Origin of the sequence: Mesorhizobium sp. M0772 (assembly GCF_040320135.1) — a bacterium.
GTDB lineage: Bacteria > Pseudomonadota > Alphaproteobacteria > Rhizobiales > Rhizobiaceae > Mesorhizobium.
On the sequence record NZ_JAMYPB010000003.1, the window covers coordinates 95,561 to 116,488 of the forward strand.

The 20,928-nt window shown below is 63.3% G+C and carries 18 protein-coding genes; 6 read left to right on the forward strand and 12 right to left on the reverse strand.

Translation table 11 applies throughout. The annotated features are described in order from the left end of the window. Positions 1–153: 153 nt before the first annotated feature. The 9 genes from NKI06_RS03085 to cpaB all read right to left on the reverse strand — a co-directional run bounded on the left by NKI06_RS03085 (position 154) and on the right by cpaB (position 8,989). Positions 154–624 (reverse strand): hypothetical protein, encoded by a 471-nt coding sequence (locus NKI06_RS03085; protein ID WP_352983984.1) that lies wholly within the window; start codon positions 622–624, stop codon positions 154–156. Between the two features lie 133 nt (positions 625–757). After that, entirely contained in the window at positions 758–1,588 is an 831-nt protein-coding gene (locus NKI06_RS03090; RefSeq protein WP_352983986.1) for a PA3715 family protein, read from the reverse strand. Between the two features lie 131 nt (positions 1,589–1,719). Beyond that, on the reverse strand, positions 1,720–2,685 hold the full coding sequence (locus tag NKI06_RS03095) for a type II secretion system F family protein (protein WP_352983989.1): 966 nt from the start codon (positions 2,683–2,685) through the stop codon (positions 1,720–1,722). Position 2,686: 1 nt separating this feature from the next. Then, positions 2,687–3,652 (reverse strand): type II secretion system F family protein, encoded by a 966-nt coding sequence (locus tag NKI06_RS03100; RefSeq protein WP_023704530.1) that lies wholly within the window; start codon positions 3,650–3,652, stop codon positions 2,687–2,689. Positions 3,653–3,656: 4 nt separating this feature from the next. After that, complete coding sequence (locus NKI06_RS03105; protein WP_023667600.1) at positions 3,657–5,078, reverse strand: TadA family conjugal transfer-associated ATPase; 1,422 nt, start codon at positions 5,076–5,078, stop codon at positions 3,657–3,659. Then, positions 5,075–6,289 (reverse strand): CpaE/TadZ family protein, encoded by a 1,215-nt coding sequence (locus NKI06_RS03110; protein ID WP_352511669.1) that lies wholly within the window; start codon positions 6,287–6,289, stop codon positions 5,075–5,077. Before NKI06_RS03110 ends, NKI06_RS03105 begins: the two co-directional genes overlap by 4 nt. A 44-nt stretch (positions 6,290–6,333) precedes the next feature. After that, complete coding sequence (locus NKI06_RS03115) at positions 6,334–6,600, reverse strand: hypothetical protein (protein WP_023667602.1); 267 nt, start codon at positions 6,598–6,600, stop codon at positions 6,334–6,336. Positions 6,601–6,604: 4 nt separating this feature from the next. Then, positions 6,605–8,005, reverse strand: a complete 1,401-nt coding sequence (locus tag NKI06_RS03120) for a type II and III secretion system protein family protein (RefSeq protein WP_031197419.1) — start codon at positions 8,003–8,005, stop codon at positions 6,605–6,607. 78 nt (positions 8,006–8,083) lie between these two features. Beyond that, on the reverse strand, positions 8,084–8,989 hold the full coding sequence (gene cpaB / locus NKI06_RS03125; protein WP_352983993.1) for a Flp pilus assembly protein CpaB: 906 nt from the start codon (positions 8,987–8,989) through the stop codon (positions 8,084–8,086). Positions 8,990–9,246: 257 nt separating this feature from the next. On the opposite strand from cpaB, the gene parE reads away from it, so the two are divergent. Together parE and NKI06_RS03135 are read left to right on the forward strand one after the other, a co-directional pair. After that, on the forward strand, positions 9,247–11,301 hold the full coding sequence (parE, locus tag NKI06_RS03130; protein ID WP_352983996.1) for a DNA topoisomerase IV subunit B: 2,055 nt from the start codon (positions 9,247–9,249) through the stop codon (positions 11,299–11,301). Positions 11,302–11,403: 102 nt separating this feature from the next. After that, positions 11,404–13,473 (forward strand): FUSC family protein, encoded by a 2,070-nt coding sequence (locus NKI06_RS03135; RefSeq protein ID WP_352983998.1) that lies wholly within the window; start codon positions 11,404–11,406, stop codon positions 13,471–13,473. 4 nt (positions 13,474–13,477) lie between these two features. Here the strand turns inward: NKI06_RS03135 and NKI06_RS03140 are convergent, their stop codons facing one another. Continuing rightward, positions 13,478–14,599: a DUF2336 domain-containing protein gene (locus tag NKI06_RS03140; RefSeq protein WP_352984002.1), complete on the reverse strand. Its 1,122-nt coding sequence runs from the start codon at positions 14,597–14,599 to the stop codon at positions 13,478–13,480. 91 nt (positions 14,600–14,690) lie between these two features. On the opposite strand from NKI06_RS03140, the gene NKI06_RS03145 reads away from it, so the two are divergent. Both NKI06_RS03145 and NKI06_RS03150 read left to right on the forward strand, forming a co-directional pair. Continuing rightward, positions 14,691–15,203 (forward strand): MaoC family dehydratase, encoded by a 513-nt coding sequence (locus NKI06_RS03145; protein ID WP_460221626.1) that lies wholly within the window; start codon positions 14,691–14,693, stop codon positions 15,201–15,203. After that, the gene (locus tag NKI06_RS03150; protein ID WP_352984004.1) at positions 15,203–16,078 is read left to right on the forward strand and encodes an HpcH/HpaI aldolase/citrate lyase family protein; all 876 of its coding nucleotides are present in this window, start codon (positions 15,203–15,205) and stop codon (positions 16,076–16,078) included. Before NKI06_RS03145 ends, NKI06_RS03150 begins: the two co-directional genes overlap by 1 nt. On the opposite strand, the gene NKI06_RS03155 is transcribed toward NKI06_RS03150, so the two are convergent. After that, entirely contained in the window at positions 16,075–17,976 is a 1,902-nt protein-coding gene (locus tag NKI06_RS03155; RefSeq protein WP_352984007.1) for a CASTOR/POLLUX-related putative ion channel, read from the reverse strand. The genes NKI06_RS03150 and NKI06_RS03155 overlap by 4 nt on opposite strands. A 111-nt stretch (positions 17,977–18,087) precedes the next feature. After that, on the reverse strand, positions 18,088–18,672 hold the full coding sequence (locus NKI06_RS03160; protein ID WP_023723386.1) for a nitroreductase family protein: 585 nt from the start codon (positions 18,670–18,672) through the stop codon (positions 18,088–18,090). Between the two features lie 165 nt (positions 18,673–18,837). Here NKI06_RS03160 and NKI06_RS03165 point away from each other — a divergent pair, with 165 nt between their 5' ends. After that, on the forward strand, positions 18,838–19,800 hold the full coding sequence (locus NKI06_RS03165; RefSeq protein ID WP_023695450.1) for an RgsD C-terminal domain-containing protein: 963 nt from the start codon (positions 18,838–18,840) through the stop codon (positions 19,798–19,800). A 156-nt stretch (positions 19,801–19,956) separates the two neighbouring features. Next, positions 19,957–20,847: an ankyrin repeat domain-containing protein gene (locus tag NKI06_RS03170; protein ID WP_352459103.1), complete on the forward strand. Its 891-nt coding sequence runs from the start codon at positions 19,957–19,959 to the stop codon at positions 20,845–20,847. The last annotated feature ends 81 nt before the right edge of the window (positions 20,848–20,928 follow it).

The following is a 20,928-nucleotide window of genomic DNA, read 5'->3' on the forward strand; positions in this document are numbered from 1 at the left end:
GGCAACCTTTGGGATCTTCGATTTGTGGCGCATCATAGGCATGCAACCGGCCGGAGATACCGTTTTCGGCCGGTTTTCAAAGCAACCTGCCGACAGGGTTTACAAAGCGTCGACTGCCGTCCCGCGAAGCTCGGCACGCGAGTGTCCCTAGTCTCAGCCCTTGTTGAGCAGCGCCAGATTGGCGTTGATCACGCTCGGGTCGGCCATGCCGGCCCTTGCTTCCATGAGCAGCGCTCTCGCCTTCTTCTTGTTGCCGCGCAGCAGCTGCGAATAGCCCATATTGTTGACAATCTGCGGCTTGCGCCCGGCAACCTTCAAAAGCTGGTCGTAGGCGCGGTCGGCGAAGTCGAAGCGGCCGAGTTCGTCATAGGAGGCGGCAAGCCCCATCCATCCCTCGGCACTGTCGGCCTTCAGTTCCACGGCCTTGCGGAAATGCTGTTCGGCAAGGCCGTAATTGGCCTCGCGGAACTGCGCCTTGCCTTGCGCAAGGTCGGAGGTGCTGACGTCTTTTGCCACCGGTTGGATCGATGTGGTCTTGGTTTTGTCGACGTTGTCGGTCGTGCAGCCGCCGACCATCAAGACCGCCGCTAGCGCGGCCATTGCCGAGAAACTTCTGTGACGCATGCCCCTGGCCCCAATCGCCCGATTTACCGGGTCGTTCTCTGAGGAAGCAGACTACAACAGGGCGATTAAACTTCAGTGCGGAAACGCGCCTAAAATTTGGTTTCGGGCACAGAAGCCATTAACCAACCGAAGCCTATTCCGGCTCCAGCGCCTTGAGCCCCGCCGGAAACTGATAGCGCCTGCCGTCGTAGCGCAGCCGGTAGGTTCGTTTCATGGACCTGCCGGGATGGGACTGGCACTCGCCATTCTTGTCGACAGACGGATTGTCGGTGTCCAACCGCTCGAACACTGTGATGTCGTGATAGCCGTGATGTCTCGCCGGGCTCATCGCCAGGCTGACCCGGTTGGATTGAAAGGATCCTGCGCAATTGGTGTCGCCTTCGCCGCCAAAGCCGGCCACGATGATGCCGTCGAGCACCAGGCGCAGATCACCGCCGTGAAGGGCATAGAGCCGCAGGTCGGTTTCGCTGAAGGGATTGGGCCGCGAATGGCTCGCCATTTGGATGCGCAGGCCAAAGCCGGTGACACCGGGCGCCAGGCCATAGCGGCCGGTATCGAATTCGACCTTGTTGATGGCGATGGCATCATCGGTCATCAGCCCGGGCTGGAGCAGGCGCTGGCGCACCTGCCGGGTCTTCCTGTCGACGACCAGAAGGTCGACATCGCCGACATGCCCGTCGTCACTGGATTGGCTGCTGTCGATGAGCGGCACCGCGACCAGCAACAGATCGTCATGGGCAGGCCATATCTTGCAGACGAGGCCAAACGGCGTATCCGGGAGCGTCACGGCGATGCTGGTATGGGGTTCGAGCGTGAACGAGGCGCCGTCTGCGCTCTTTTGGGCCCTGGGATAGGCCTGTTGAACCAGGGCGGCAGCATCGCCGCAATCGTCGGCCGCGGCCGAGGCCGGCGACAGACTGGTGGCGGCCAGGCCGAGGAAAGCGGTGCACAAGACTATTCGCATGGACGGCTCACTCATTTTGCTTTGCGGATTTTGCCGAAGGAGAGCGACCGAACCGGCCGGGTTTCGACATCCAGATGAAGCGTAGTTGGAGTGAGTAACCGCAAGAAGCCGCCGGGCAATCCCCTAGGTATCTACTGAACCGCCGTCATTTTGACGATGATCGGGATGACGGCGATCATCAGCACCACCGGCAGGATGCACACCACCACCGGCACCGACATCTTGGCCGGCAAGGCATGTGCCTTCTCCTCGGCCAGCGACATGCGCTTGTGGCGCATTTCGTCGGAGAACACGCGCAGCGCCCCGGCAAGGCTGGTGCCGAGTTCCTTCGACTGCTGCAAAAGCGTGGCGAAGGAGCGCACCTCGTCCAGGCTGAGGCGGTCGGCGAGCGCCTTCAAGGCATCGTCGAGGCTGCGGCCGGCCCTGAGTTCCAGCGACACCAGCTGCAGGTTTTGGCTCAGCGACGGATAGGTCTTGGCCAGTTCCTTCGAGACCCGCTCGATGCCTGCCTCCATGCTCATGCCCGCATCGGAGCAGACGATCATCAAATCCATGAAGTCGGGAAAGCCGTTGCGGTATTCGCTCATCTTTTCCCGCACCTTCTGGCTGAGCACCAGGCCGGGCACGAAATAGCCGGCGGCTCCCGACAGGATGATGAAGGTCCAGCGGCTGGTCGCGGTGGAATCGGCGCTGCCCATCCAATGGTTGACCAGGAACGCGCCGATCGTTGCGCCCACCAGGCAGGCGAAGCGGATCAGGAAGAATGTGCCGATCGCGCGCGGCTCCATATAGCCCGCCTGGATCAGCTTCATACGCAACCGGGCGACATTTTCCGGATCGCTCTTGGCGTAGAATTCCTGCGCCCGCTTCACCGCCTTCTCGCGCACGGCGCTCTGGTTCTTCTTCGGCGCCGCCTCGGCCTGTTGGGGAGTCTTGCTGTCGTCGATCTTGAGCCGGCGCTTGAGATCGTTGCGGTCGCCTTTGGCTACCACGAGCGGCCATGCCACCGCGCTGCCACCCAACACCAGCAGCAGCGCGGCTACCGGCATCAGCGACGTCGGCGCCAGCGATGCAAGAAACTGGATCATCTGCTCCATCTCAGAACCGGAAGTTCGACATCTTGAACATGATGATGTTGCCCAGCATCAGCCATGTCACGGAACCGCCCAGCAGATACCACGTCTTCGGTACATCCCAGACGCTCTGATAGAATTGCGGCATCATCACCATGATGGTGGCGAACAGCAGTGCCGGCACCGCCGTCAGGATATAGGCCGACATACGACCCTCAGTCGAAATGGCGCGCACCTTGCGGCGCAGCTTGCCGCGTTCGCGGATCGTCGTCGACAGCCCGTCGAGGATCTCGCGCAGATTGCCGCCCGAACTCGTCTGGATGGAAACCGCGGTGACGAACAGCGGCAGATCCTCCTGGCCGACGCGGTCGAACAGTGAATTCAGCGCCGAAACCAGGTCGGAACCATAAGTCACCTCGTCGGAGATAACGCCGAATTCGGTGCCGATCGGATCGGACATCTCGCGCGACACCATCGAGATCGCCACCGGAACCGGATGCCCGGCCTTCAAGCCGCGCGTGATCAATTCCAGCGCCTCCGGCAACTGCACGCCGAAACGCTTCACCCGCCGGGCACGCTTGGAACGCAGCACAATCACCGGCAGCAGCGCTGTCAGCACCACAAACAGCAAAATGGCGAGCAACAGCGGCAGGCCGTACCAGAGCGCGACGAGCATCATGGCCAGCGCCACGCCCGTCGTCATCGTCAGGAATTTCGGCAACGGCATCACCATGCCAGACTGCGTGCGCAGCGCGCGAAAACGGTCGGGCGAGAAGAATGACGTGCCGGAATCGAGGCCGCGTTCCTTGCGCAGCTGAATCAGCACCTGTTCCTGGCTGATCTTGTTTTCCTGCAGCCTCATGCGCCGGTTGATGGCCAGGCGCTTGTCGCTGCGGCCGGCATAGAGCAGATAGCAGCCTTCGGCGATCATGATGCCGGTCAGCGCTGCCGCGGCATAGACGACATAGATCGGGCTGAAATTCTCGAACACCCGGCTACTCCTGCGGCCGGCCGGGTTCGAAATATTTGCCGGGGAATTCAATGCCCATATTGCGCAGGTCCTCGAGGAAACGCGGGCGAATGCCGGTCGCCTCGTAGTGACCGAGGATCTTGCCGTCGGCCTCCATGCCAGTGCGCACGAAGCGGAATATCTCCTGCATCTGGATGACGTCCCCTTCCATGCCGGTCACCTCGGCGACGCTGGTCACCTTGCGCTTGCCGTCCGACAGTCGCGTCAGCTGGACGATAAGGTCGAGCGCGCTGGCGATCTGACTGCGGATCGACTGCACCGTCATCGGCATGCCGGTCATGCCCAGCATCTGCTCGAGGCGTGAAATGGCGTCGCGCGGCGTGTTGGCGTGGATGGTCGCCATCGAGCCTTCATGTCCGGTGTTCATCGCCTGCAGCATGTCGAAGGCCTCCTCGCCGCGGCACTCGCCGAGGATGACGCGGTCGGGGCGCATGCGCAGCGCGTTCTTGACCAGGTCGCGCTGCTTCAGCTCGCCATGACCTTCGATGTTGGCGGGGCGCGTTTCCATGCGCGCGACATGCGGCTGCTGCAGCTGCAGTTCGGCCGCGTCCTCGATGGTGATCAGCCGTTCGTCTTCCGGAATGAAGGCCGACAATGCGTTGAGCATCGTCGTCTTGCCGGTGCCGGTGCCGCCCGAGATGATGGTCGTCTTGCGGGCGTGGACTGCAGCCGCCAGCACCTCGGCCATGTTCTGGGTGATGGCGCCGAACTCGACCAGCTTGTGCAGGCCGAGCTTGTTCTTTGAAAACTTGCGGATCGACACCAGCGGCCCGTCGACGGCGACCGGGCGAATGGCGGCGTTGAAGCGCGAGCCGTCGAGCATGCGGGCATCGACCATCGGCTGCGATTCGTCGACCCGGCGGCCGACGGCGGCGACGATCTTGTTGACGATGCGCAACAGGTGCGCCTCGTCCTTGAACGGGATATGGACCTGCTGCAGCTTGCCCCGTTTTTCAACGAAGCAGTTCTGGTGGCCGTTGATCAGGATGTCGTTGATGTCGGGGTCCTTGAGCAGCGGTTCCAGCGGGCCGAGGCCGACCATCTCATCGACGATGTCATCGACCAGCGCTTCAAGTTCGACGGTGTTGATCGCCATACGCTCCTGGCGGGTCTTTTCCGACACGAACTCCTGCACCTGCCGGCGCATCTCATCCTTGGGCAGGCGCTCCAGCGCGACCAGGTTGATTTCCTCGAGCAGCAGCCGGTGGATGCGCACGCGGGCATCGAGCACCTTGTTGGCGCTTTTTCCCGGTGTTGTCTCCGGCTTCGGCGGCAAGGCCTTGCGGTTCGTCGGGATGACCACGGCGTGATGCGCGACCGGCGCCGCCTCGGCCGGCTTCAGCGCGCGGACGTCACGGTTCTGCAGGGTCGAGAAGCGGCTGGTCATCCGGCTTTCCTCTTCAGGAGGCCCCTGCCGATGCCGAACAGCGAGCGCGATTTCTCCGGCGTCACCACGGCTTCTTCCGGCAGGATGATCCTCTTCAGATCGTTGACGACATTGGCGTTCGGGTCGATCTCATGCAGCGGCACGCCGCGGTCGACAGCTTCACGCACAAGCCGGTAATTGTTGGAGATGCCGCCGACGAAATGCTCGCCCAGGATTTCCTGGACATCCGCCTGCTTGATGCCGTTGTCGAACATCTTCTGCTCGAAACGGTTGACGATCACGTTCGGCTTCACTTCCTTGCCTGCCGTCTCGTAGACCGCCTGGATCAGCCGCTGCGTATGGCGCAGGCACGGCACCGTCATTTCGGCGACGATGTAAAGCTTGTTGGAGCCAAGCAGCACCGTTTCCGTCCACGGAAACCAGGTGCGCGGCATGTCGATGACGACGTTGTCGAAATAGGCCGAGACGAGATCGAGCATGCGCACCACGACGTCGGTCTTAAACGAGCGCATTTCCGACGGATGCGTTGGCGCCGCCAGCACGCAGAGCCCGCTCGAATGCTTGGACAGCATCACATCCAGCAGCTGACGGTCGAGGCGCTCGGGCTGGTTCTCGATTTCGGTGATGTCGAAGCGCGGCTCAAGGTCGAGATATTCGGCGCAGGCGCCTTGCTGGAAGTTGAGGTCGACCACGCAGGTCGACGCGCCGCGCGTCACCGAATGATGCAGCTGGAAGGCGGTCTGCAGCGCCAGCGTCGTGGTGCCGACGCCGCCGGCGGCCGGCATGAAGGTATAGATCTGCGACTCTGTGTTTTCCTCGCGCCCCGGCCCTTGCAGCGCGCGCACGACCGACCGCACCAGATCGGCGGTGGTGATCGGCTTGACCAGGAAATCGGCGACCTGGAGCTGCACCAGGATACGCACTGCGGCTGCGTTGAATTCCTGGGTGACGACGACCACCGGAACGCGGCCTTCAAGCCGGCGCATGATGCGCTGCAGCGACTCGATCTCTTCCAGCTTTGCCGCATCCATGTCGACGATGAGCGCGCCGAAATCGGCTTCCTGGACCTCGCCGCGCAGTTCGGTAATGTTCTTCTCGACGGTCGAAAGCTGGATCACCTCCGAGGCCGCGAACGCGGTGCGCGTATCCTGCGCAAAGGTCCGGTCGCTGGACACCAGCAGGATCTTCTTGGTCTTGATGCCGCTTGCCATTTTGTCAGCCTGTCAGGTCATTCCCGGTCAAATCACCGGGCAAATCAATCGGTTGTCGCTGTCGGTTGCACGGCCTTGGCAGCAGCAGCCTGGTCGGCGGCGTTGACTGCCGCCTCACTGCGCTGCGCCGGCACCAGCAGCCTGGTGTTCTGGACGCCGTATTTCCAGGGATCGACCATCTGCATGGCCGTATTGGCGGCCTGTGCGTTGCCGGCGGCAATCGTCGGTCCCTCGGAGCGGACATAGTCGTCGCTGGTGCAGCCGCCGGCGAGGCCGGCGATCAGCAGGGCGATGCATGATTCCACGCGCATGGCTTCAATCCTTCGGCAGGTCGAGGAAATGCCCGACGGTGGTGACCGCGGCCGGCTGTGCCGTACTGCCGCTGGCCATTGCCACTGCACGATTGGCTTCGGACGATTTCACTTCCTCGGTGTTGTTGAGGAAATAGTCGACATTGCTGGCCGGCTGCGTGCCGTCGGTCGGCTCGAGCAGCTTCTTCGACGGATCGACCGGCTTGACCAGATAGGGGGTGACGATGATCACCAGATCGGTCTCGCGCCGCTGATAGGATTTGGAGGAGAACAGCGAGCCGAGCACCGGCAGCTTGCCGAGGCCGGGAAGACGCGATGTGGTAATGTCGTTCTGTGACTGCAGCAGGCCGGCGATCATGAAGCTCTGGCCATTCTTCAGGTCGACGGATGTTTTGGCGCGGCGCACGATAAAGCCCGGGACCGAGATATTGCCGATATTGTAGGAGGCCGAAGCGTCGATCGAGGACACTTCCGGCGCGATGTCGAGGCTCACCAGCCCGTCCTTGAGAACCGTCGGCGTGAAGTCGAGGCTGACGCCGTATTTCTTGTAGCTGACGGAAATCTTGCCATTGTCCTCGGAGACCGGGATCGGGAACTCGCCGCCGGCGAGGAAGCTTGCCGTCTGGCCCGAGCGGGCGATCAGGTTCGGCTCGGCCAGCCGCCTGGCGAGACCACGTTCCTCCAGCGCCTTGATGGCGACGTCGATCGACAGGCCGTTGGACAGCAGCCGGCCGATGATCTCGCCATTGCCGGCTCCCGGCACCGTGCCAGGATCGAGGGTGACGTCGCGCCCGCCAATGCCGTAAGCGAAATTGGCGCTGTATTTGGCGCCGAGATCCTGTCCGGCCTGGCGATTGATCTCGACGAAGCGGACGTTGAGCTGAACCTGCTGCGAGGACGAGATGTTGACCGAATTGATCACTTCTTCATTGCCGGAGAAGCGGCTGGCGATCTTGCTTGCCTTCTCGGCGGCGACCGCGTCATCGGCCTCGCCCGACAGCACGACGCGGCCATTGGCCGAGCCGACCTTGATCTTGGCGTCCGGCACGCTGGCGCGAATGGTGCTGGCCAGCTGGTCGGTGTCCAGCGTCACCTCGATGTCGACGGTGCCGACCAACTGCTTGTTCTCGTCGAACAGCGCGATGCCGGTGGTGCCGAGATTGTTGCCCAGCACATAGAAGGATTTGTCGGTCAGCGGATTGACGTTGGCGATCTCCGGATCGCCGATGACGATCTGGTAGAAGGCGGCATTGGTCATGACCGTCTTCGGCTTGCCCTTGGCTACCTTGATCGACGCATTCGTTGTCGACGAGACATGGACGATATCGTTGTCGGCCTTGGCTGGCGCACTGAGGCCGAGCATTGCGGCCGCGGCCAGGCAAGCCCCCACCGCAAGCGCCCGCATTGGGCGCAGCCCTTTCGTAGTTCGAAATGCATGAAGTCCCGACATCTGTCCCGTCCCTCGCCCGGTCCCCACCGGCAGTTATTGCTGGTCCCGCGCAGGAACCTGGTATTCTTCGACCTGCGTGCCGCGCGTCACGATGATCGTCTTGAATTTCGGCTTCTCAGGCTCCTTGGTCGCGGCAGTGAACAGCGCGCCGGCAGCGGCCTGGACGCCGGAGGCGACCGATCCGCCGAAGGACGAGATGGTGGTGACGCCGTCCTTGGAGGCCCCTCCGTCTGCGGCCGAGCGGAGCGACAGCGACAAGGTGCCGACGGTGCGGGCAAGCGCCACTTTCTGCGCGCCTTCGGTCGTCACCTCGATGGTGACGGAATTGGCGATCTGCGGTGTGGTCTGGCGCTCGTCGGCGCCCTGCCCCACGGTCAGCACCTTGGCGTCGGAGACGACGATCTCGGAGGTAACGGTCGATCCGGCAGCGCCCTGCGCGTTCTTGGCCACTTCCTGGATTTCGCCCGCATCGCGTGTCAGCACCACGTCGACCCGGTCGCCCGGCATGACGAAGCCGCCGACACCGGCGATCTCGTCGGTGCGGATTGTCACCGCCCGCATGCCGGGCGTCATCATGTTGGATAGCGTCGCGCGGCCGTTCGGCCCCGACAATTTGCTGATCAGCACCGGCTCGTTGATCTCGATCGGCGACAATACCACGCGGCTGCCTTCGGCGAGCAATGCATTGACTGTGGTGAACGCGCCCTGCGGCACCGAATCCTCGGACCATGGGATTTCGCTGAGCTGCGCCCGGTCAAGCTCCATGCCGTAACGCAACGGCGCGTTGGCCACCACGATGGTCTTGAAGACGATCTTGGGGACGGCGGGCGCCGGGATCGACGCCGTTTTCTCTTCGGCATCGGCCTTGGCCTGGCTTTTCACCCAGAAATCCGCGGCAAAGATTGAAATCGCGCCGAAGACGGCAGCGATGCCAATCATCGTTATGGCCTTGCCCCTCACAACCAACCCCTGACATTCGTGGTCTTTTGTTTTGTTGAGGCGACGCTAGGCCGCTTTGTTAAAGATTCAGGAATCGCGGCCCCTCTCGCTGGACCTATTTCCGCCGGCTTGGTTATCGAAAGGTTTTAGGATAAGAAGGGTTTAATCCCCGAACGTAACAGGAACTTCCGTCGCTTGGCGCCGAAAAGCGTGGCAGTATCGACGGGTGATTCGCGGCACCGGATTCTATGGCAGGCATGGACGACAACAACGATCTTTTCGGCAATCTGGAAAAGCAGCCCCAACCGGCTCGGACACCTTCGCGCCCGGCCGACCCGCTGGTGCAGGCCACGAAGCGTCCTGCCGCGACCAAGGACGGCAGCGAGGGCTATAGCGCCGCCGACATCGAGGTGCTGGAGGGGCTGGAGCCGGTGCGGCGCCGTCCCGGCATGTATATTGGCGGCACCGACGACAAGGCGATGCACCATCTGTTTGCCGAGGTCATCGACAATTCGATGGACGAGGCGGTCGCCGGCCATGCCACCTTCATCGATGTTGAGCTGTCGGCCGACGGGTTTCTGACCGTTACCGACAATGGCCGCGGCATCCCGGTCGATCCGCATCCGAAATTCAAGAAGCCGGCGCTCGAAGTCATCATGACGACGCTGCATTCGGGCGGCAAGTTCGATAGCAAGGTCTATGAGACCTCCGGCGGTCTGCACGGTGTCGGCGTCTCGGTCGTCAATGCGCTGTCGGACCATCTCGAAGTCGAAGTCGCGCGCGGTCGCCAGCTTTACCGCCAAAGGTTCTCGCGCGGCGTTCCGGTGAGCGGGCTGGAGCAGCTCGGCGAAGTGCACAACCGGCGCGGCACCAAAATCCGCTTCCATCCCGACGAGCAGATTTTCGGCAAGGGCGCCGCCTTCGAGCCGGCGCGGCTCTATCGCATGACCCGCTCGAAAGCCTATCTGTTCGGCGGCGTCGAGATCCGCTGGAGCTGCGACCCATCGCTGATCAAGGAAAAGGACCAGACGCCCGCCAAGGCGGAGTTCCATTTCCCCGGCGGCTTGAAGGACTATCTCAAGGCATCGCTTGGCGACGACTTCCAGGTGACCCGCGAGATCTTCGCCGGCAAGAGCGAAAAACAGGGCGGCCACGGCTCGCTGGAATGGGCGGTGACCTGGTTCGGCGGTGACGGCTTCGTCAACTCCTACTGCAACACCATCCCGACCGGCGAAGGCGGCACGCATGAGGCCGGCTTTCGCAATGTGCTGACGCGCGGGCTTCGGGCCTATGCCGACTTGGTCGGCAACAAGCGCGCCTCGATCGTCACCTCCGAAGACGTTATGATCTCGGCGGCCGGCATGCTGTCGGTTTTCATCCGCGAGCCGGAATTCGTCGGCCAGACCAAGGACAGGCTGGCAACGATCGAAGCCATTCGCATTGTCGAGACCGCCATCCGCGATCCCTTCGACCACTGGCTGGCCGACAATCCGCAGGAAGCCTCCAAGCTGCTGGAATGGGTGATTGCGCGCGCCGACGAGCGGGTGCGCCGGCGCCAGGAAAAGGATGTGTCGCGCAAGAGCGCGGTGCGCAAGCTGCGCCTTCCCGGCAAGCTCGCCGACTGCACGCAGAACGCCGCCGCGGGCGCCGAACTGTTCATCGTCGAAGGCGACTCGGCCGGCGGCTCGGCCAAGCAGGCGCGCGACCGTGCGAGCCAGGCGGTGCTGCCGCTGCGCGGAAAAATCCTCAACGTCGCCAGCGCCGGCAACGACAAGCTCGCCGCCAACCAGCAGATATCGGACCTGATTCAGGCGCTCGGTTGCGGCACGCGCTCGAAATACCGCGACGAGGATTTGCGCTACGACCGCGTGATCATCATGACCGACGCCGACGTCGACGGCGCTCACATAGCCTCGCTGCTGATCACCTTCTTCTACCAGGAAATGCCGAACCTGGTGAATGGCGGCCATCTCTATCTGGCGGTGCCGCCGCTCTATTCGATCCGGCAAGGCGGCAAGGTTGCCTATGCCAGGGACGATGCGCACAAGGACGAGCTGTTGCGGACCGAATTCACCGGCCGCGCCAAGGTCGAGATCGGCCGCTTCAAGGGCCTGGGCGAGATGATGGCCGCGCAGCTCAAGGAAACCACCATGGACCCGAGGAAGCGCACGCTGCTCAGGGTCGATGTCATCGACGCCGTGGCGGCGACCAAGGATGCTGTCGACGCGCTGATGGGCACCAAGCCGGAAGCCCGCTTCCGCTTCATCCAGGAACGCGCCGAATTCGCCGCGACGGAAGTGCTGGATATCTGAGCGCCGGCCGACTCTTCGTTTTGACGCAGTTCCGGGCGGAAAACCGTTTCACACTTTTCCTCGAATTGCTCTAGCCTGCACTTCCGATACGGAGACCAGCTTGTGATCCGGGCGCGGCTGAAGAGCTACTTCGAAACCAGTTTGGCGGGCCTGACGCAGCCGACGCGCTCGGATTGGATTTTCGCCCTGCGCACGGTTTCGGCCGGTCTGATCGTGCTTCTCGCTGCTTACGCGTTGAAACTCGACCACCCGCAATGGGCGATGATGACGGTCTTCATCGTCGCCCAGCCGGTCGCCGGCATGGTGCTGGCGAAAGGTTTTTACCGGCTGCTCGGCACGCTGGCCGGTGGACTTGCGGCGATCGGCATCACCTCGGTTTTCGGCACCAATCCCTGGCTGCTGGTCACGGCGCTATCCATCTGGATTGGGCTGTGCACGCTGGTTTCGTCGCTGCTGCGCAATCCGGAAGCCTATGGCGCCGCACTTGCCGGCTATACCGCGATGATCATTGGGCTGCCGGCTTTCGGCCAACCGCATGTGATCGTCGATCTCGCTGTCGCGCGCTGCGCCGAGATCGTGCTCGGCATCGTCTGCGCCGGCCTGACCAGCCGGCTGATTCTGCCCAAGCTGGCCGCTGACGCCATCATCTCCAGGCTGAAGCGCAGCATCCTCGACCTTGCAACCTATGCAGGCGGCGCTTTTTCCGGCGGCGACCCGGCGACGCTGGCCGGCCTGCACCGCAAGCTGATCAGCGACGCCCAGATGCTGGCCGAGATGCGCACCTATGCCCGGCTCGAAGCCCCGAGCTTCGCCACCCGCGCCCATCCGGTCCGCCTCACCATCGGTCAGCTTCTGTCGGCGCTGTCGGCGGCACGCGCGCTGCATTCGCATGCCGCGCCGAAAAACGCAGCGCTCATTCCGGTACGCTCCGAACTGCAGTCGTTGGTCAGCGAGCTGGCAGCGACGCCCGAGGCGCTGGACGACACGTCGCCCTGGGTGACGCGGCTCGACGCGATTGCCGGCAAGGCCCGGCAAATGCCCGACGCCTCGACCGATCAGGGCGACGACAGGGTCGGCACCATAACCCGCCTCACCATCGCCGCCGATTTCGCCGAAGCCTTCAAGCAGGTGCTGCGCGGCCTCGACGCCCTGCGCGCACCGGTGACGGGCCCCAGCCGGAGCAACAGGCAGCCGCCTGCGCTGGTGGTGCACCGCGATTATCCCGGGGCTTCGCGCAATGCCATACGCGCCGGCCTTGCCACGTTGGCGGTCGCCGCCTTCTGGCTGACGACGAAATGGTCCGATGCGGCCGGCACCGTCATCCTCGTTGCCGTCGTCTCCAGTCTTTTCGCCGCGCGGCCTGACCCGGTGCGGGTGTCCTGGGGCTTCTTCAAGGGAACGCTGCTGGCTTTGCCCTTTGCCTTCCTTGTCGGCCAGGTCGCGCTGCCTGCCCTGCCCGGCTTCGGCTGGTTCACGCTGTTTGTCGTGCCGATCCTGGTACCGACGGCGCTGGGCATGGCCAATCCACGCACCGTCGGCGTGGCGACGGCGTTTGCAATCAATTTCCTCGCCTTCCTCAGCCCGCATCAGGCGATGACCTATGCCCCAGGCCCGTTCTTCGCCGGCTCGGCGTCGGTGCTGGTCGGCATCCTGCTGGCCATCGGCGTCTTCATCGTGGTGCTGCCGGTGGATCCATGGCGCGCGGCCAACCGCATCGTGCGCGCCATGCGCGAGGATCTGGCGCGGCTGTGTCTGCACGAGCGGGTACCGCGGCGTTCGGCCTTCGAGAGTCTGGCCTATGACCGCATCAACCAGCTGATGCCGCTCTTGCAAAATGCCGGCAGGAAGGGCGATGCGATCTTGGGCGGCGGGGTCGCCGCCGTTGCCGTCGGCCTCGAAATCCTGCGCCTGCGCGCCGCGCAGCAGAGCCCGTCCACTCCTTCCGACACCGCGCTCTCGATTGCCAATTTCCTGCGCGGCCTGGCGCGTGAACTGCTCTTTCGCGCACCCGGCGATCCGCAGACAGCAACTGTCACTGTGGCCCGGCAATATGCAGCCAGCCTTTCAGAGCGCAGCGGCGGTGCGGATATGCTGCAGATCGCAGCCTCGCTGCGCATCATCGCCGCCGCGATCGAGGATTTCCCGGATTTCTTCGCCAAGGACGGAGTTTAGGGCGTCAGGCCGCGGCTATCGCCAGCGCATGCCCGCGCGCGTTTTCCCGCAGCGCGTCGAGATGGATCGACTTGACCAGGCCGGCGAGATCGCCCTCGGTGGCCGGACCGCCGAGCTCCTTCAGCATCAGCCAGCTGACCTCCTGCACGCCGGCGAGGCGCTTGCCGTTGGCGACTTCGCGCCAGATTTTGAGCGCGCGCAGGATGATGCCGTGGGTGGAAGCGGCGAGGCCGGCGCTGCGGAACAGCGCCTGCAGCGCAACGTCCTGGCCGCCGGCGAGCAAGGCCCGCACCCGCTGCTCCGACTGCTGGCTGAGCGCAACCAGGGCCGAGCCGAAAAAGTCGACCTTGCCGTGGGCAATGGCACGGATGATGAAACTTGCGGTCAGGTCGCCGCGCAGGCGCAGATGTTCGATGAGTGCAGCATGTTCCTCCGCGCGCGTGCCTTCGACGAGCCGCACCGAAGCCTTGACGCAAGCATCGCGCGTTATACGCTCGGCCCTGGCCGCCCCCATCAGCGCCATCACCAGCGGCGAAGCCTTCAGCGTTTCGCCGAGCTTGACCAGCAGCATGTGCCGGCAGTCGGCCGGCAGCCGCACATCCGTGACCATTGCCTCGCGCAAATGAGCGATATGGCCATGCCGCTCGGCGATGCGGCGGAAAGAGAGTGAGGCTATATCGGCGCCGTCATTGGCGAGCAGCACGGCACACGCTTCCGGTTCGCCGATCTCGGCGATTGCCGCGGCAACCGCCATCGAAACGACCGGCCGGTCGGCGATCAGTTTTTGCGTCGCCTTGTGCCCGGCCGCGACGCGGTCGATCAGGTCGGCATCGGTGAGCAGCGGGGAGCGCGCCAGCACCAGGGCTGCCACTTCCGGCTGATCGGAGGCAAGCGCGCTGATGATCTGCAGCGGCGCGTGATGGCTCATCGACAGCGCTTCGGCCATAGCCAGCCGCACCTTCGACGAGGCGTCGTCGAGCAGCAGCGTCAGCGCCGCTTCGGCCGCGCAACGGTCTTCGAAAGGCAGGTCGGAATTGACGTAGGCGCGGGCCAGCGCGCTCGCCGCCGCGGCGCGCTCCGAAACTCTCGCGGTGTAGATCCATTTGAGAAAATGCGAGACAACCATACTGCCTGCTACGCCCCTTGCCGGAAAGCTTCCGGCCCCAGGAATGACCCTAGGCAGAAATGGTTTACGAACGGTTCACCATGTTTATTAACTGGCTTGCGGGCGGCATGGGCAGCGCCTATCAACCGTCAGGCAGCGGAGGAGAAAAACGATGCCCGGGCTTTATCTCGAAGAGTTCGTCGTCGGACATGTCTTTCGGCACACGCTGCGCAAGACCGTCACCGAAAGCGATAACATGCTGTTCTCGGTGATGACGCTGAACCCGCAGCCGCTGCACATCGACTTCGACTTCGCCGCCAAGAGCGAATGGGGCAGACCGCTGGTCAATTCGCTGTTCACGCTCGGCCTGATGATCGGCATTTCCGTCAATGACATCACCGTCGGCACCACAATTGCCAATCTCGGCATGAAGGAGACGGTGTTTCCGCACCCGGTCTTCCACGGCGACACCATCCGTGTCGAAACGACGGTGCTCTCAGTCAGGGACTCGAAATCGAAGCCGGACCGCGGCATCGTCGAGTTCGAGCATCACGCCTACAATCAGAACGATGTGCTCGTTGCCAAATGCACGCGCCAGGCGATGATGATGAAAAAGGCGGCGTGATGCGCTCGCTGCTGTTTGTGCCCGGGGATTCCAAAAAGAAACTGGAGAAGGGTTTTGGCGCCGGCGCCGACCTGGTCATCGTCGATCTCGAGGATTCGGTGGCGCCACAAAACAAGGCGACGGCACGCGACATCGCGGCACGCTTTATCGCCGGCAACCGGCAGCAGACAAGCTCCGCCATCTATATCAGAGTCAACGACCTATCGACCGGGTTGACCGACGATGATCTGGCCGCCCTGGTTCCGGTCAAACCCGACGGCATCATGCTGCCGAAGTCGAACAGCGGCCAGGATGTCCAGCAGCTATCCGTAAAGCTCCGCGTACATGAGGCCGAAAACGGATTGCCGGATGGCGCGATCAAGATCCTGCCGATCATTACCGAGACCGCTGCTGGGTTGCTGGCCGCCGCGACCTATGCCGGGGCAAGCGCCAGGCTTGCCGGCCTCACCTGGGGTGCCGAAGATCTGTCGGCGGCGATCGGCGCGCAGGCTGCGCGCGACGACAACGGCCGCTACACCGATGTCTTCCGCCTTGCCCGCACCATGACCATCCTTGCCGCCGGCGCAGCTGAAGTCGCGGCGATCGACACGGTTTTCCCCGCCTTTCGCGACATGGCCGCCTTCGAAGCCGAATGCACGGAGGCCGAGCGTGACGGCTTTACCGGCAAGATGGCGATCCATCCGGCGCAAGTGCCGGTCATCAACGCCGCCTTCACGCCATCGGCGGAGGCAGTGCAACGCTCGCAGGCCATCGTCGCGGCCTTCGAGGCGGCCGGAAATCCCGGCGTGGTCGGCATTGACGGCAAGATGTATGACCGGCCGCATCTCAGGCTCGCCGAACGGCTTCTGGCTCGCGCCAAGGCAGTCGGGGTTTAGTCCCGCGCCAGCACGATGACCCGGTCCTCAGGCAGGTAGGCCAGCGCTTGCGACTTCAACGGGTTGACGGTGACGCCGCCCAGAGCCCGCTCATCACTCTGCGCAGCGCGAACGCGCCTATGTCCGATGGCGATCTCGCCGCGCAGCCGCGCCGATTCCGCGATCGTCCAGAACGTCACCGGCTGATCGATGGCGACATAGTGGCCGACCGGACGCATGTAGATTTCGGAGCCCTCCTCGTCGAGCAGGTCATCGAAGATCGCGGCGAGATTCTGGTTCTCCGATGCCTGCGCCAGCATCAGGCTGACCAGCCGGTTGCTGACGACGAAGTCATCGGCCTTGGTCACCGCCGCCAACTCGCGGTTGCGCACGTCGATCATTTCGCTGACAATCGAGATATGCGTGCCGGCATCGTCTGCGATTTTGCGCAAATGCAGCAGCGTCACCAGCGTGCGCGTATCGGCGGGCTGCGCTGCCATGGTCTCGCTGTAGCCGAGGACGAGCACGTGGTCGTAGGAAGGCACGTCCAGGCTTGCCAGTGCTGTGCTGCTCGACGTGTCGGTGATCCGGCAGGAAACCGACAGATTGTCGCCGACGACCGGCAGCCCGGCAACTTCCTGTTCGAGGCCTGGCGTATCGGCGGCGATGGTCAGGATCGAACCAGGCGCGACATAGCGCGACAGTTCATAGGTTATGATCGGACCGCGCCGGTTCCAGCCAAGGATCAGCGTGCGCTCCGGCTTCGCCTCGATGGGCTGATGGCGAAGAATCGCCGCGGCATCGATCTTGGCTCCGGCGCTTCCCAGCTTGATGGCGGCATCGTCCTCGGCAATGATGATGGCGCGCATGTCCTTGCCGATTACCAGCTCCGACGGCGGGTTGAGATTGACGCGCCCCTGCTGGTCGCAGAGCCCGATCAGCGTGCAATGCTCATACGCCATCACTGCCTCGCCGAAGGTCTTGCCGGTGAGATCAGGCTGCTCGGTCGTGTAGATTTCGCAGCCGTCGAAATCGAGCAGCTCCGAATAGACGCCGCTGAGACCCGACTGCCGGCTCGAATGCACGACGATGCGCGAGATCAGCTGGTCGGCCAGGACAAGCTGTACCTCGGCCCCGCCGACGACGCGGGCGACCTCGGCGTTCTTTCCGTCGCGGATCTCGGCGGCGATGTTATAGGGCGCCGTGCGCCGGTTCGGGTCGTTGGCCAGCGCCAGCACCGTCTTGATCACCTGCGAATCCGGGTCGTCGCCGTCCGGCGACAGCACGATGATCGAGCGCGAGGTCTGCGGGTTGACGATGGCCAGATCGTAGAGGTCGGTCGGGTCGCCGCTGCGGCAGATGATGCGTGTATTGCCCAGTCTGCCGACTTTGGCGGCGATCTCGTCCTCCATCGCCACCTTGTCCATATTGGCCATGACGACAATGCGCGGATGGCGGCGGCTGGCATTGGCAATGACGAGTTCGGAGATGACGTCGAAGATCGACGGCGACCAGTTGAGGACGATGGTGTGGTCGCTCTCCAGCACCCGCGAACGGCCCTTGCGCAATTCATCGAGCTTGCTGTCGACGCCGGCGCTGAGCACGCCGATGAGGGCCGACACGACGAAGATGCCGGCGAGCGTGACAAAGAGCATGACGAGACGAAAGGCCCAGCCGGTGTCGCCGCCCATCGTGCCGGAATCGAGCGTGCGCATCAGCGATTCCCAGAATGCTTCGAAGAAGTTCAGTGGTTCGCCGCCCTCCGGCGCGATGCGGGTCACCGCAAGAAAAGCCGCGGCGGCGATGATGATCAGCAGCGAAGCGACGGCGAGCCAGCCGATCAGCGCGATCGGCCCGGCCGCCATGCTCTTGTCAAACCCATAGCGCAGCCGGGTTCGCAGCGAGTCTCGTTTCTTCATGTCGCCGGCGACCCCCAAAAAAATCCCCATGGTCGATGCGCCAACCCCCAACGCATCGCCGAAGCCGCTGTCTTAGCCTGTGTTTAAATAAAGGGGAATCGCTTTCGGGTGTCAGCCGTTCCACGGCCCCGCATAATCGGCATAGAGCTTTGCCGGATCGGGCCGCGGCCGTTCCGGCGCCGGTCCCTGATAGCAGCCGATATGGACGAAGCCGACAACACGTTCCTGTGGCGCCACTCCCAGCAGCGCCCTGCCCTCCGCCACGTCGGAATACCAGTTGCTGATCATGTTGGTGCCGTAGCCCAGCGCATTGGCTGCGATCATCAGGTTCATCGCCGCCATGCCGCCGGACAGGAACATTTCCCATTGCGGGATTTTTGGATTGTCCTTCGGGCTCGAGACCACGCCGATCACCAGCGGCGCACGCGAAAACCGAGCCAGTTCCTGGTTGCGGCGGTTTTCCGGCAGCGGTCCTTCGCGCTGTTCGGCGAGCGCCGCCAGCTTCCTGCCGATCTCGACGCGCGCCTCGCCGCGATAAAGGATGAAGCGCCACGGCTCCAGCCGGCCGTGATCGGGCACCCGGCTTGCAGCCGCGATCATGGTCGCGATATCGCCATCGCTGGGCGCCGGTTCCTTCAATTCAGGAATCGGTGCGGAGTTTCGGGTCAGCAGGAAGTCGATGATCGGCGACGCCATGGGGGCCAGGTCTCCTAAAGCACTCGATTTTGAGCTGAAGCGCGCCATTGCGGATCGGGGCGGCTCGGGCATTGGCGCGGGCGCGCCGGACGAAAGAACCTGTTGCCAAGGCGGTCGGACTCTTAAGCCTTGAAATTGCCACCGCCTTGGGCTTCAACGCAAGGCATGTTTGAGGGGACATCGCGCCTTTTCCTGATTTGGCTCGCCGTAGCGCTGTTTGCGCCGGCCTCGATGGCCATGGCGCAGAATGCCGACGGCATCGGCAATCTGAAACTCCCCGATATTTCGAGCTATGCACCGCCCAAGGGCGAGACGCCGCTGGCACTCGGTGGTGGCGGTGCCATAACGCTGTCGGCGCAGTTGACCGACAAGGGCGCCGACATCACGCGCGGCATCGTCTGGCGCGTCTTCAAGCCCGAGGCCGCCGGCGACGGCAAGCTGCCGATGGTGGCTTCCGCGCATGGCGGCAGCGCCGTGTTTCAGCTCGAACCCGGCAGCTATCTGGTCCACGCCTCATACGGACGCGCCGGCGCCACCAAGCGCATCACCGTCGGCAAGGACGCCAGGCGCGAAAGCCTGGTGCTCGATGCCGGCGGCCTCAAGCTCGACGCGGTGCTGTCGGGCGGCGTGCGTATTCCGCCGAAAAAACTGCGCTTCTCCATTTATGAGGGCACCGCCGAGGCCAATGGCGACCGCGCTTTGATCATTCCCGATGTCGAGCCGAACAGCGTCGTGCGGCTCAACGCCGGCGTTTATCATGTCGTCTCCACCTATGGCGCGGTCAATGCCGTCATTCGCTCCGACATCCGCGTCGAGGCCGGCAAGCTGACCGAAGCCACCGTCGAGCATCGCGCGGCGGAGGAGACCATGAAGCTGGTGCGCGAGACCGGCGGCGAGGCCATCGCCGATACATCCTGGTCGCTGCTCAACGAATCCGGCGATCCGATCAAGGAGGCCGTCGGCGCCTTCGCCTCGATGGTGCTGGCCGAAGGCCAATACACCATCATCGCCAAGAACCGCGACCGCATCTACCAGAAGGATTTCACCGTGGTCGCTGGGCAGAACCAGGAGATCGAGGTGCTGGCCACCGAGGCGTCGGCCATCGATCCCGAGGAAGGCGCCGACTAGGTTGTGGACTCATAAGCCCGAAGCCACAGCCGGACGGATCGACCTTGCGATTCGTTTCTAGGCACCGGTTGGAGTGGCCACGATCCGGCATTCGTGGTATGTTTTTGCGGCCTTGAAAGCATGACCCGTACCGCAGTTTGCCTTGGGAGATGCCAAATGCGCATGTCCTTGCTTTTCATTCCACTACTGCTTGCACCGATTGTATCGCATGCCGCCGGCATTCACGACGCCGCCATGAAGGGCGATGTCGCGGCGATCACGGCAGCGCTCGACGCTGGTGCCGGCGTCGATGAGAGCGACGGGCGCACGACACCACTCTATCTTGCGGTCAAAGGCGGTCATTTTGCAGCGGCAAAACTGCTCATTGAACGCGGTGCCGACGTCAACGCCGTCCCGGACCCGCGTTTGGGTCCTGCCCTTATTCTGGCTTTGGCAAAACGCAGGACCGATTTGATCAATCTGTTGCTGGACGGGGGCGCAAATCCAAATTCGAAGCGCAGCCGCGAAAACGCTATCCACATCGCGGTCAATCTCGGTTGCCTCGATTGCGTGAAAGCACTGGTTGAGGCCGGCGCGGACGTGAATGCGAAGACAAAGGACGGCAAGACACCGCTCCATCTGGCAAAATTCAAGGGGCAACGCGAAGTTGCTGACTATCTCATGTCGCACGGCGTCGTGTTGCCAACGCCAGCTCCGATCTCGATGAAGTTGGCTGCTGCCGATGTCGAGAAAGGCCGAACCTACTTCACACACGTGTGCCACGGTTGCCACAATGCCGAGCCACAGGGAGGGATCAAAACGGGACCGAACTTATGGGGCGTCGTCGGCCGCGACAAGGCATCCATGGCAAATATGCGTTACTCCGACACCTTGCTGGCCTTAGAGGGTGTATGGACGTACGAGGACCTGAACACATATCTGCTTGAGCCCATGCTCACCACGCCGGGTGTTTACATGGAGGTGCCTGGCGTCCCGGACGAGACCGAACGGGTCAACCTGATCGCCTACTTGCGTACACTCAGCGACAAACCGCTCCCACTGCCCTAGGAGCTATTGAGCAAAAAGGCCGAGGTTGTCGAAAAGTTGACCGACTGAACGTCGTTTATGAGTACACGCCCTAGTTAGCGT